Origin of the sequence: Serratia grimesii NBRC 13537 (genome assembly GCF_001590905.1) — a bacterium.
Classification (GTDB): domain Bacteria; phylum Pseudomonadota; class Gammaproteobacteria; order Enterobacterales; family Enterobacteriaceae; genus Serratia; species Serratia grimesii.
The window spans coordinates 1-12,134 of the sequence record NZ_BCTT01000002.1 but is presented as its reverse complement, the minus strand read 5'-3'; the positions used below and the strand labels follow the sequence as shown (position 1 = coordinate 12,134).

Genomic DNA, 12,134 nt, shown 5'->3' with positions numbered 1-12,134 from the left:
ATCGCTACGGAGAAAGAGCAAAGTGTTGAAAACCACGTCCCAACTTGAATTATTGCAGTCAGTCGCTGATGGCATCGCTGCGCTGTTTTTTCCCAACGTGGAAGTGGTGATTCACGATGTCTCTACCAACAAAATCGCCTATCTGGCCAATAATCTGTCAAAACGCAAACCTGGCGATGACGCCGGTCTGGAAGATTTTGATATCGACAGCGATGGCCAGGTAACGGGACCTTACGAAAAGCTCAATTGGGACGGCAAAAAAATGCGTTCTGTGAGTATTGCCGCCCGGGATGAGCAGGGATTACCCCGTTATCTCTTGTGCATCAATCTGAGCACGGCCATGTTTGAAGACGCCAGGAATGCGCTAGACATGTTTCTGTCGGTTACGCGTTTGCAGCCACAGCCTCAACAGCTGTTTAAAGATGACTGGCAGGAGAAGATCAATACCTTCTTGCATGAGTGGATTCGTCTACAAAACACATCGCTGGGTTCATTGACCCGTGAGCAGAAAAAGCAGCTGGTGATCGATTTGTATAAAGAAGGTGCCTTCAAAGCCAAAAGTGCCGCCGATTATATCGCCAATGTGTTATCCCTTGGCCGCGCAACTGTGTACAAATACCTGAAAGAGTTAAAAAAAGGTGAGGGTAATGCCTAGGGTTTACTGTTTACTATGCCTGAAATCGCTTCTTGAACCATGTCATGCTACACCAGACACACTGCATTTGTACTTTTTGGCCAAGCCGTAACGACCGCTTGAATTCGTGAACAACTCTGATATGGTTGCGTGATACAACTATATCAGAGCGCCAATCATGTCGATAACTCAACCAAGTCCATATTTACACTCCATCAGGGATGCATCACGCCACTTAGTGCGTGAACTGGGCTTTATGGGCAGTACCCTTGCAGGGACGGATCTGCCTCCTTCCGCTGTGCATGCATTGATTGAAATAGGTGATCGGCATGTGGATACCGCGGCAGAACTGTGTAGCGTGCTCAATCTGGAGAAATCCAGTGTCAGCCGCATGTTGAACAAGTTGATCAAAACCGGCGAGCTAGTCACACAGCCCAGTGAGCGTGACGCTCGAGAAAAGCTACTGCGGTTAACGGAAAAAGGGCAGCAGACACTGGCCGGGATTAATCGGTTTGCTGAACATCAGGTACTTAATGCCCTGGCTAAGCTGCCGGCAGGAGCCAGCGCCGACATCGCCGACGGTTTACAGCATTATGCTGCTGCGTTGCGCGCGCATCGTTTGGGTGAAGCATCAGTTGCTCCTCCGGCTATTGAGATTGTTAGCGGTTATTTGCCGGGATTCGTCGGCAGGGCGCTCGAAATGCACATGCAATATTATTCACGTGCCGTGGGCTTTGGTGCCTTCTTTGAAGCTACCGTCGGTTCGATGCTGTCCGAACTCGCGAACCGGCTATCACATCCACAGAATCAAACCTGGTCCGCAGTGAGTGGGGAACGTATTGTTGGCTCTGTTTCCATTGATGGTGAAACTCTTGGAGATAACCGCGCCCATCTGCGCGCTTTCATTATTGATGACAGTTTACGTGGTCGTGGTGTTGGCCGTCAGCTTTTGAACCACGCCGTGAGCTTCTGTGATGAACAGGGTTTTGATGAAACACACCTATGGACGTTCAAAGGGCTGGATGCAGCCCGGCACCTGTATGAAAGCGTCGGTTTCGTGCTTGCAGATGAACAACCGGGTACACAATGGGGCCAACAGATGACGGAGCAGCTATTTATTCGCTGTTCTACGGATTCTCGCTCAATTGCACAGTAATTTCCCCGCTTGATTAAAGTACGGTGCACAGCATGATAGATGCTGTGCACTTAATCATTATTTGATGTGCGCGCTAAAACCTACCCGCTCAGGGGCTATATCGGGTTTCAGGATTAATGCCGGGATTTCATATTCCCCTGCATTCTGCCGGCGGAAGGGGATCGGTGCGGTGTGCGCCAGGTTGTCCAGACGTTGTCCTAGGGCGTGACTCATCTCGGCAAATCGGGCCTCGTCGACTCGACCGGTACGATAAATGACAAAAGGGGGTAACACGTCGAAGCCGGGGTAATGCAGGATCCCATGCTGAATAGGGAACAGAATATCATCAATCGGGCCGTTGATACCCCGTGCCGCGTAGTGAGACTCCCATCCCCCAGTAGTAACAATCAACATTGCCCGTTTGCCAGCCAACGTTCCTTCACCGTAACGGTCCCCCCAACGTAAGTCAGAGTGTTCCCCCACACCATAGGCGAATCCATAGGCATAGACGCGCTCAACCCAGCCTTTAAGGATTGCCGGCATTGAGAACCACCACAGGGGAAACTGCAAAATGACCGTATCGGCCCAGAGCAGCTTTTCCTGTTCCAGCTCAATGTCCTGGCTCTGTAATCCATTGGCAAATGCATGCTGGGAATCGAGCGAAGGATCAAAGCGTGTGCCTAATGGGGAGACAGTGCTGTCATTGGCATCGAGCGTGGCTTTCCATTGCATGGCATACAGATCGGAAACCTGTACCTGATGCCCGACAGCCTCCAAACGTTGGACTGAAAAATCTTTGAGTGAACCGTTCAGTGACTTCGGTTCAGGGTGAGCATAGACCAGCAAAACATTCATAGCAGGACCTCCATTGGTTGATGGAAGTCAGGGTAGGCGCTTATCAGTTATACTAGAAATGAATTTCTAATATTACAGGTATTACTGTGAATAATATCAGACGACTGGATCTCAATCTGCTGGTGACGCTGGACACCTTGCTGGCCGAGCACAATGTGACCCGGGCGGCACAGCGCTTAAACCTGTCGCAGCCTGCGGTCAGTGTGCATCTGGCTAAACTCAGGGATATCTTTAACGACCCTTTGTTGATGCCGGGGCCGCGTGGCATGCGACCGACCGCGCGCGGCGATGAATTACGAGAACCGCTGCGCCTGGCGCTTGAAGCCCTGGAGCGTGCGGTATCACCATCGGAACCCTTTGATCCTGGTATTGCGGACAACATCTGGCGCGTGGCGGCTTTTGATTATGGTGAGTCGACCATTGTTCAACCGGCGCTAATGGGGTTACGGGCTGCGGCACCGTATAGTCGGCTGGCTGTGATTGAAACGGTGCCATCACGCATTGCGAAGCAGGCAGAATTGGGTGAGATTGATTTAGCCTTTCATACGCGTGAAGGCTCACCGCCTAATCTGCGTCAACGGATCCTGTTTAGCGAACGTTACGTGCTGGTCGGTCGTGCGGGGCACCCAGGCTTGCAAAAAACGCCGTCACTGGCGCAGTTTTGCATGCTGGAGCATGTAATGGTGTCGCCGGACGGCGGGGGATTTTTCGGTATCACCGACAAGGTACTGGCAGACGCCGGTTTAACTCGGCGGGTGGTGCTTTCCGTGCCACACTTTCTGTTTGTGATCTCGGTGCTGGCAAATTCGGAGATGGTGGCCATGCTGCCTTCACGCCTGGTACACAAAAATAGTGCGTTGCAGGTCGTTGAACCGCCTGTTGAGATACCGGGCTTCGAAATGACCATGTTGTGGCATGAGCGTTCCCATCGTGATCCGGCACACCAATGGCTACGTGAGCATATTGTCGCGTCGGTCAGTGCTGCCGGGCGATGACGATGCATCGCCCGGCTCTGCTTAGAAGGTTACATTAACCTTGGCCCAGAGGGTACGCCCTGGCTCATTTACCGAAGTATTGGATGAATAACCGAAGGTGCTGTTGCCTGCCAGATTGAGGTGCTCGCTGTAGGTTTTGTTGAGGATGTTATCCAGACCTGTGCTGAGTTTTACATGTGGATTAACCTTGTACGCCACATTAGCAGAAAGCACGCCAAAGCCCGGGCTATCGGCAAAGTCTTTACCTACGACGTTACCTTGGTTGATCGCCACACGGTGCTGGCTGCTGACCACGCGCCAAAGACCCGTGCTGCTCCAGTCGCCACGCTCGTAGGTCAAGCCAAAGCGGGCTTCCAACGGTGGGATCTGCGGCAACGGTTGGTTATCAGTGGTGTTTTTGCCCCAGGAATAGGCCAGGCTGGCATCCGTTTTCCAATGTTCGGTCAGTTGGTAACCCATGCCCATCTCACCCCCCATAATGGTGGCATTGACGTTATCGGCCTGGCTGATACGCGCGTGGTGCGGATCATACTTGAACAGGATAAAGTCATTCACGTGGCCAAGATATGCCGAAACCCAGCTGTTAAAGCGTTTGTCGGTGTACTGCGCGCCAATATCGATTTGCGTGGTCTTTTCACTCTTCACGCTATCAAATGGGTTTTTACTGCCGTCCGGGCCAAAGGTCGGAGAGAACAACTCCCAGTAGTCAGGGAAACGCTCGGTATAGCCAATCCCGGCGTACACCATTAGCGGCATGCCGGTAAGCGTATGCTCAATACGCGTAAAACCACTCGGCAAGGTGTCCGAACGCTCGGTGTCATTACCGTATTTATAATTATCGACCAGGCTGCGATCAAGGCGTGCACCGCTGATGACCTTACTTTGTTCAGTTGCGGTCCAGGTCAGCTCGCCAAAGGCGCCGTAGTTATGGAATTGCGCATCCTTCTGCCAGCCGTCGCCCTGTTTGTTGCGATGAGTGTTAGTTTGGGTGTCCACACCGCTTTCCAGTTTGAAATCTTGCCACAACCAGGTACCCATTACGCGCCCGCCGACGGTGCGGCGATCCAGTTGCATCGTCATCCCCATATTCATATGACCCATGCCCATGTGTCCCATCGCCATGCCGCCCTGACCGGGGGAACGAAGGGTGACGTTATCCATAATATGGTTGGCATAGTTGTAATAAACCTGAGCTTCAAGTTTATCCAGCACCTCGCCAATGTTGGACTTTTCAAACCGCATGCCCAAACTTTCACGCTTGAACTGTGAACCATCCATACTGCGGCCGGCATAGCGGGCTTCACCGTTACCGCGGCCCATGGTCACTTCCAGCAAGGTGTCATTGTCTGGCGTCCAGCCAAGCGCCAGATCGCCATTCCATTTGTCCCAACGCGACGGTACGCGTTGGCTATTGCCGTCCTGATAATCATTGGAGCGCGATTTGTTCCCCATCAGGCGCAGATAACCTTGTTCGCCCCCCAAACTGGCGTCGATATTTTCGTCCCAACGCCCATTTGAACCGGCTAATACGCTGGCATTGCCTTTGATGCCAGGTTGATCAAAGCGTGGTCGTTCACGGTCAAAACGCACCGTGCCTGCCGATGAGCCGGCACCCCAGAGTACCGTTTGCGGGCCTTTTGTTATGGTCAGCAAGTCGTAGCTTTCGGGTGAAATATAAGACGTTGGGGCATCCATTCTTGAAGGACAGGCTCCCAGCATTTCCCCTCCGTCGGTCAGAATCTTTAGCCGTGAACCAAACATGCCGCGGAACACGGGATCGCCGTTGGTACCGCCATTACGGATTTGCGAGAAGCCTGGGATAGTTTTCAGATAGTCCGAGCCATCACTGGCGGGTACTGGCTGACGTGGCGTTTTCGGTGATGTCACTATGGTCATTGGTGAATAAAGCGGTGCGGTTACGGTGATCACGTCGCCGTCATTCGTTTTGACGGCCGTATCATGCTGGTGCTGCTCTGCCGCATGACTGTTGAAGGCCGCCAGGATAAACAGGGGCATTGCCGCGCTGATATGCAGTGACAGAGGGCGCTTGGTATAATTTTTGGTTTTTCCGAACATCATCGTTCCTTAATGCAAATTTTGACGCTAAAAATAGCTTTCACCGCAACAGACTATTATTGAGACGTAAATATGCCCGGAGCATAACGCCGCCGTTAATAAAATCTTGGCCCAGTTTTGACGACAAAAATAACGTCAGAAGGGTTGCGATGAATAATGACTTGCAGCAATAGAATCTACAGGCGTGATTAACCCGCCTGGTTGAATCATTTCAACAGGTGTTATTTGGCTGCGGTCTATTAATTTTTAAATCAGAGGAGGTGATGCTGGTGGAGCGCGCGGCTGCGACTCGGCGTGGATCGCGTGGGCGAATAATGGAAAGATATAATGAGCGGGTGGTGCGCGTGACAGCAACGAACCTGACCAGAACAGAGGGGAGTAGGCCAGGTCCAACAGCGGCACATGGATAAGCAATACGCAATATCCACAGGCGCTGTCATCCATCATCATCGCCATATTGTGGCTGCCGGTCTGCATGGACATCGGCATGCTGTGCGAGTTGACCTTACTGGTCTGGGCTGGCGGCGGCTCATGATGCATGGGCATCGACATATCCATACCGCAATCAGACATACCCGCAGATTCAGACTGCCCGACGCGTGCATGCTCCAGCGATCGAGAGATCACCGGAGCGATGAACAACATCAGGATCGCAAAAATCCCCAAACAAGCTGGGAGATAGCTTCGCGATGTGGCAGTTCGAATTAACGACACATATATCCTAAAATAGCGTGATATTAACGGGCGGGATTGTACTGTTTTATGCTGCAAATGTTAAAACATTTTATGCATAGTTAGCTAATTCGCAAAGTAAAATGCCATTCATCTCACGTTATCAACCATTTTGAGCATTAATAGTCACCGTGATTACATTGGCGAATAATACTGGCAATAAAATAGGTGTTATAACTTCGCTGATGGATTTTTCATCGAAAGTATCAAGGTAAATGACGCGGTAATCTGCGACGGAAATTAATACTTGCTTTAGGAAGTGTGACATTACTTTTTGTATGATTGCCCCTGGCTGTTCGCACTTTCCGTCGTGAGGCATGAGGATCATTACGCTATGCTGAATATGAGCACTTTGCTGGAGTATTCCCATGCGTCGTCATCTGCTGATCATTGTTGAACTGGCACCCGAGTTTCGACTGCAATTGGAACGGGCTGGCTTTTATGTGCACACCGCGACCTCGGTGGCGGATTGGGTCATGCTAGCGCCAAATATTGCTGCCAAGATCCAGGCTGTACTCACCAACGGTTCTACGGGGCTTAGCAGAGACGAAATGGCTATGTTGCCAGCCCTGGAGATCATCTGTGCGCAGGGCGCTGGCTATGAGAATGTTGATGTTGTTGCAGCGCAAGCGCGCGGCATTATTGTGACCCACGGTCCCGGTACCAATGATGCCTCGGTCGCTGATCACGCCATTGCGTTGCTGATGGCGATTGCTCGTGGGATCCCGCAGGCTGATGCGGCAGTGCGCAAAGGCGAATGGAAGCAAGCACGGCAAGCGCGGCCCATGATCTCCGATAAAAAGCTTGGCATTCTTGGGCTAGGCAACATCGGTATGCAAATTGCTCACCGAGGAGCCATGGGGTTTGGCATGCCGGTGGCTTACCACAATCGTAGGCCGCGCGCAGACACACCTTACCTCTATTTCCCGACCTTGATTGCCTTGGCGGAGTGGGCTGACTTTATGGTTATCGCGACGCCAGGCGGCAGCGCTACCCGGCATATAGTGGACGCAGCCGTGTTGACGGCTCTCGGTCCCAGCGGATTTTTGATCAACATTGCCCGCGGCAGTGTGGTGGACACGTTAGCCTTGATTGATGCTCTCAAACACCATCGGATTGCTGGCGCCGCGCTGGATGTGGTGGAGGGTGAACCCACGGTACCTATCGAGTTAACCCAGTCTACCCATGTGATTCTGACACCGCATATTGCAGGACGATCACCTGAAGCGATAGCGGCAACGGCGCAGTTGGTTCTCGATAATCTCAACGCATATTTTCGCGGGGAGCCGGCAATTACGCGGGTTGTTCTCCCAATGCCTTTAACCAAATAATGAACGCATCAATTTTTGGCCACTGGCGGTCGGAAAGCGTCGACACATAGTAGTGTTGATCGCATTTCAGCTCCATTTTGGGGAAGGGTGCCACGAGTTCACCGGTACTGAGTTGTTTACCGATCAAACGTTTACGACCCATAGCAACGCCGACATGGTTCATGGCCGCAGTGACGGCCAGATCGGATCGATCGAATCCTATGCCCGGAGATGTATCCAGATTTACGCCGAAATGCTGCGCCCAACTGTGCCATTCATCGGTACCGGAGTCATAGCTCCAGGCTTGCCGATCATGGAGCAGAGTACAATGGGAGAGGTTGCCTGGAAAGTTGACCAACTCAAATTTATTGGCGTACTCCGGGCTACATACGGGAATGATCGCCTCATCCATCAGGTATTGATAATGGAGCTGTGAAGACGGCGTCGCATCAAAATACACCGCCAGATCGATCCCCGCCCGCTGGAAGTTCACATTTTCATTACCGGTTAGAATGGTCAGATTAATAGCAGGATAACGGCGAGAGAAATCCGCCAGTGCCGGCACGATCCAACACTGGGCAATCGACGGCCGTGAGTAAACGGTTAACGACCCTGACAACGCCTGATTTTTGATATCCAAAATCTCTTGGTTCAGAGTACCGAATGAAGACTTCAGCGCCCAAAAAACCCGTTTGCCTTCTGTGGTGAGTTCCACCTTACGATGAGAGCGGACAAACAGCTGAATACCCAGGTTTGCCTCAAGTTGATTAATGTTATGACTGACCGCGCTAGGACTGACTGAAAGCTCATCAGCTGCCATCGCAAAAGATTCATGACGCGCAGCGACTTCAAACGTATACAACCGTGATAATTGCCAACCATTAAGTGAACGATGTTGACCTGTTAGCAGGTGATTTACCGCCATAACGCCCCCTGGAACTTAAAAAATATCTGCGCTTAGCGCACTAGTCTGGTGAGTAAACTTGACCCATGTCGCTAAATTGCACCATTTCTTGGCGTAAGTCACTCGTTTGATTCTGTTTTACTCATGTGAGCGTGGATTTTTATCGTTTGTCACCGATCGCCGTTTTCCTGTCCAATGAAGGCAGGTTAATTGCAGGGGATAGAGGCTATGGATTCACACGTTTGGGTTGCTGTCACGCTGATCGCCAGTATTGCGCTTATCATTTTGACCATCGTTAAATTTAAATTTCACCCATTTTTGGCGTTGTTGCTAGCGAGCTTTTTTGTCGGTGGCATGATGGGCATGGGACCGATTGATATGGTCAATGCCATCGAAAATGGCATTGGTAGCACGTTAGGTTTCTTGGCTGCTGTCATAGGATTGGGCACCATCCTGGGCAAGATGATGGAGGTTTCTGGTGCGGCAGAGCGAATTGGTATTGCGCTGCAGCGTTGCCGTTGGCTTTCTGTCGATGTCATTATGGTGTTGGTCGGCTTGGTTTGCGGCATCACCCTGTTTGTTGAAGTGGGTGTGGTTTTACTGATCCCATTGGCATTCTCTATCGCCAGAAAAACCAATACCTCATTGCTGAAGTTGGCGATTCCTTTGTGTACTGCGCTAATGGCGGTGCACTGCGTCGTTCCTCCTCATCCAGCCGCGTTGTTTGTAACAAACAAGCTGGGTGCAGACGTGGGCACGGTGATTGTCTATGGGCTGATCGTCGGGCTGACGGCATCACTGGTCGGGGGGCCGTTGTTCCTGAAATTGCTGGGTAAACGCTTGCCGTTTAAAGCGGTACCGCCAGAGTTTTCAAATCTGGCCGTGCGGGAAGAACATACATTACCATCCCTTGGCGCAACGCTGTTTACCGTTTTGCTGCCGATCGTGCTGATGCTTGTTAAAACGGTCGCTGAGCTGAATCTGAGTAAAGAAGGGCACTTGTTTGCTGCAATGGAGTTTATCGGTAACCCGATTATCGCCATGTTTATTGCTGTGTTCGTGGCTTATTACGTGCTTGGGATACGCCGCCATATGGGGATGAGCGCCCTGTTGAGCCACACAGAAACCGGTTTTTCTTCTATCGCCAATATCTTGTTGATCATCGGTGCTGGCGGGGCATTCAATAGTATTTTGAAAACCAGCGGGTTAGCGGACACCCTGGCACTGATGCTGTCCAACCTGCATATGCATCCGATTCTGCTGGCTTGGTTGGTTGCACTCATTTTACATGCCGCCGTGGGCTCCGCCACCGTTGCCATGATGGGGGCGACAGCGATTGTCGCGCCAATGTTGTCGCTTTATCCCAATGTTAGCCCGGAGATTGTGACGATTGCCATTGGCTCTGGCGCCATAGGCTGTACCATCGTGACGGATTCGTTATTCTGGTTGGTGAAGCAATATTGTGGTGCGACGCTAAATGAAACCTTCAAATACTACACCACAGCAACCTTTATCGCTTCAGTATTGGCACTGGGAATGACCTTCTTGCTTTCATATGTAATCTGAAACTGAGCCGGTAAGGACTGTATCTATAAGTGGGTAACAAGATGGATTTAAGTGACAATGTCACCTAAATCCATCCGAATTAATGCTGATTTAGTTGGCTTTCAACCCGTAATAGACCACAAATATCCTGAGTATGTAGGCTACAGAGAATCTGCCTGGCAGATAGCCATGTGACAATGTCACAAAAACCTTTCCTGTTGTTCCAAATTAGAATGCATTGTTCAGTTAAGGCATCTTGATACACAGCCACGTAAAAGCCTCATTTTATGCTTTCAATAGATGCTTATAACGGTGCGTTTTGGTGAATTCTGCAAGGATAATACAGCCAACATTTCTCAGATTTCACGTAGCGCGATCAAAAAAGAGCGGGTTTTGAGGCTATATTTAAGCCAGTAACCAAGGGTTGAGGCAGATAACAGTAAATTTATGTCCGGTCATCATAAAATTCCGTCGATTCAAGCACATGTTGAAAATATGGGAGGGTAAATGACACATTCTTCAGCAGGGAAAATCATCTCATTATATGAGCAGCATGCCGAAGCCTGGGAAAAACTACGACCAACGGATCTCTTTGAGCAGCCATGGTTGGACAGATTTTTGAGTTTGGTGCCAGTAACCGGGAAGTTATTGGATATCGGATGTGGGAACGGCATGCCAATTGCTGCATATTTTAGTCAGCGGGGTTTCGACGTTATGGGGATTGATAGTTCGCAATCGATGATTGATGCATGCCAGAAAAAATTCCCACATCAGCAGTGGCGCGTGATAGATATGCGCACATTAGCGCTCAATGAAATGTTTGATGGGCTGATCGCCTGGGATAGTTTTTTTCATTTACCGCGTGATGACCAACGCCAGATGTTTAAAATTTTCGCAGCACATGCCAAGAGTAAAGCGGCATTGATGTTTACCAGCGGCACCAGCGATGGCGAAGCTATTGGCGAGTTTCAAGGGGAGCCGCTGTATCATTCAAGTTTGTCGCCAACAGAGTATCAGCAGTTGCTGCATGAAAATGGCTTTGATGTCGTGAATATGGTTTTTGAAGATCCTGAATGCCAAGGTCGTACAGTGTGGCTGGCGCAAAGAACAGCCTGAACATTACATGGATGAAGGCCATGACAAAGCCAAAACTGTAGATATCACGTAACGCCACCTTGGTGCGCATAATGTATATTATGTTAAATAACCTACATTGATTAATAACTTCATGAGTCGCTCTACCCATGCTACAAATCAGACAGTTACCTTTTATGATAATGCTCGCGTTTTTGTTGTTATGTTCATAGTAGATTTTGGTTCATGTTTGTTATGTTGTCAGGACTGATCATTCATGTTCTCACTGACCCAGCTCGATGTGCCTGGTCACCGACGCCAGTGGATGTTAATGGATATGGTAACCTGCTTGCCTCTTCTCTATCCATTGCGTTACTGCGTTGATCACCTCGGCTTTCGTTCGTTATCAACCCAGTCAGCATCACTCCAGGCTATCAAGTTCTTCTATGAGTTCTGTTTGCAGAAACACAGTGTGACGTTTTGCCACAGTTTCAATGTATCCATGCACAATCCAAAGATTGCCATTGACGAAATGACAACATTTTTTCACTACCTAGAGTCTGGACGCTCCACGCCCTCTGGTGTAATAGCTTTCCTCTGTCAGTTACAGCAAATGCTTTGCGCGCACGGGCCGTTATCCGATTCATTGAGTTCTTAATCAGTACCTATATATCTCCAGTTTATCAGTCTGGCTCCCCAAAAGAGTTATCACTAATGAAGCAGCGTGGTTTTACCCGAACCGGCAACAGCGAATATCACTCTCTTATCCATGCTAGCGCCTCCTGGATATAGTCGGGTACGATCAGCTCTGGGCCGTATTGCTGCAAAAGCCGGAATGCCGCTTCTGCCTTATTGGCTAGCATATAGGCCTGTA

General features: G+C 50.3%; 12 protein-coding genes and 1 pseudogene. 7 read left to right on the top strand and 6 right to left on the bottom strand.

Annotated elements, in window-relative coordinates; all coding sequences use genetic code 11:
* Nucleotides 1-22: 22 nt before the first annotated feature.
* Nucleotides 23-655 (top strand): helix-turn-helix transcriptional regulator, encoded by a 633-nt coding sequence (locus tag SGR01S_RS01020; RefSeq protein ID WP_037415319.1) that lies wholly within the window; start codon nt 23-25, stop codon nt 653-655.
* A 157-nt stretch (nt 656-812) separates the two neighbouring features.
* Entirely contained in the window at nt 813-1,790 is a 978-nt protein-coding gene (locus tag SGR01S_RS01015) for a bifunctional helix-turn-helix transcriptional regulator/GNAT family N-acetyltransferase (RefSeq protein ID WP_061806266.1), read from the top strand.
* A gap of 57 nt (nt 1,791-1,847) precedes the next feature.
* Here SGR01S_RS01015 and SGR01S_RS01010 read toward each other — a convergent pair whose 3' ends face one another.
* Nucleotides 1,848-2,624: an NAD(P)H-dependent oxidoreductase gene (locus tag SGR01S_RS01010; RefSeq protein ID WP_061806265.1), complete on the bottom strand. Its 777-nt coding sequence runs from the start codon at nt 2,622-2,624 to the stop codon at nt 1,848-1,850.
* A gap of 86 nt (nt 2,625-2,710) precedes the next feature.
* On the opposite strand from SGR01S_RS01010, the gene SGR01S_RS01005 reads away from it, so the two are divergent.
* A complete protein-coding gene (locus SGR01S_RS01005) occupies nt 2,711-3,619 on the top strand; it encodes a LysR family transcriptional regulator (protein WP_061806264.1) in 909 nt (302 codons plus the stop codon).
* Nucleotides 3,620-3,640: 21 nt separating this feature from the next.
* On the opposite strand, the gene SGR01S_RS01000 is transcribed toward SGR01S_RS01005, so the two are convergent.
* The 3 genes from SGR01S_RS01000 to SGR01S_RS00990 all read right to left on the bottom strand — a co-directional run bounded on the left by SGR01S_RS01000 (nt 3,641) and on the right by SGR01S_RS00990 (nt 6,797).
* A complete protein-coding gene (locus SGR01S_RS01000; RefSeq protein WP_370452810.1) occupies nt 3,641-5,635 on the bottom strand; it encodes a TonB-dependent copper receptor in 1,995 nt (664 codons plus the stop codon).
* Between the two features lie 306 nt (nt 5,636-5,941).
* Nucleotides 5,942-6,409, bottom strand: coding sequence for a DUF2946 domain-containing protein (locus SGR01S_RS00995; protein WP_073963397.1), 468 nt, complete (start codon nt 6,407-6,409; stop codon nt 5,942-5,944).
* A 121-nt stretch (nt 6,410-6,530) separates the two neighbouring features.
* Nucleotides 6,531-6,797, bottom strand: coding sequence for a hypothetical protein (locus SGR01S_RS00990; protein ID WP_061806262.1), 267 nt, complete (start codon nt 6,795-6,797; stop codon nt 6,531-6,533).
* Between SGR01S_RS00990 and SGR01S_RS00985 the strand changes: the two genes are divergently transcribed.
* Nucleotides 6,796-7,758 (top strand): 2-hydroxyacid dehydrogenase, encoded by a 963-nt coding sequence (locus SGR01S_RS00985; RefSeq protein ID WP_061806261.1) that lies wholly within the window; start codon nt 6,796-6,798, stop codon nt 7,756-7,758. The genes SGR01S_RS00990 and SGR01S_RS00985 overlap by 2 nt on opposite strands.
* Here SGR01S_RS00985 and dsdC read toward each other — a convergent pair.
* Entirely contained in the window at nt 7,721-8,662 is a 942-nt protein-coding gene (gene dsdC, locus SGR01S_RS00980) for a DNA-binding transcriptional regulator DsdC (protein WP_061806260.1), read from the bottom strand. The two genes, SGR01S_RS00985 and dsdC, sit on opposite strands and share 38 nt — an antisense overlap.
* Before the next feature lie 207 nt (nt 8,663-8,869).
* On the opposite strand from dsdC, the gene dsdX reads away from it, so the two are divergent.
* From dsdX to SGR01S_RS24630, 3 genes and pseudogenes are all read left to right on the top strand, one after another.
* Nucleotides 8,870-10,207, top strand: coding sequence for a D-serine transporter DsdX (dsdX, locus tag SGR01S_RS00975; RefSeq protein ID WP_061806259.1), 1,338 nt, complete (start codon nt 8,870-8,872; stop codon nt 10,205-10,207).
* A gap of 486 nt (nt 10,208-10,693) precedes the next feature.
* A complete protein-coding gene (locus tag SGR01S_RS00970; RefSeq protein WP_061806258.1) occupies nt 10,694-11,302 on the top strand; it encodes a class I SAM-dependent DNA methyltransferase in 609 nt (202 codons plus the stop codon).
* Nucleotides 11,303-11,537: 235 nt separating this feature from the next.
* Nucleotides 11,538-11,822, top strand: a pseudogene (locus SGR01S_RS24630) (site-specific integrase); the annotation flags it as partial.
* 193 nt (nt 11,823-12,015) lie between these two features.
* Here SGR01S_RS24630 and SGR01S_RS24475 read toward each other — a convergent pair.
* On the bottom strand, nt 12,016-12,134 hold a 119-nt coding region (locus SGR01S_RS24475), incomplete at its 5' end, for a hypothetical protein (RefSeq protein ID WP_255212210.1).

What these genes read in the sequence shown, in the direction of transcription:
- SGR01S_RS01015 (WP_061806266.1), top strand. Translation starts at nt 813, where the DNA reads ATGTCGATAACTCAACCAAGTCCATATTTACACTCCATCAGGGATGCA.
- dsdC (WP_061806260.1), bottom strand. Translation starts at nt 8,662, where the DNA reads ATGGCGGTAAATCACCTGCTAACAGGTCAACATCGTTCACTTAATGGT.
- SGR01S_RS00970 (WP_061806258.1), top strand. Translation starts at nt 10,694, where the DNA reads ATGACACATTCTTCAGCAGGGAAAATCATCTCATTATATGAGCAGCAT.
- SGR01S_RS01000 (WP_370452810.1), bottom strand. Translation starts at nt 5,635, where the DNA reads ATGCCCCTGTTTATCCTGGCGGCCTTCAACAGTCATGCGGCAGAGCAG.
- SGR01S_RS01010 (WP_061806265.1), bottom strand. Translation starts at nt 2,624, where the DNA reads ATGAATGTTTTGCTGGTCTATGCTCACCCTGAACCGAAGTCACTGAAC.
- dsdX (WP_061806259.1), top strand. Translation starts at nt 8,870, where the DNA reads ATGGATTCACACGTTTGGGTTGCTGTCACGCTGATCGCCAGTATTGCG.
- SGR01S_RS00990 (WP_061806262.1), bottom strand. Translation starts at nt 6,797, where the DNA reads ATGGGAATACTCCAGCAAAGTGCTCATATTCAGCATAGCGTAATGATC.
- SGR01S_RS00985 (WP_061806261.1), top strand. Translation starts at nt 6,796, where the DNA reads ATGCGTCGTCATCTGCTGATCATTGTTGAACTGGCACCCGAGTTTCGA.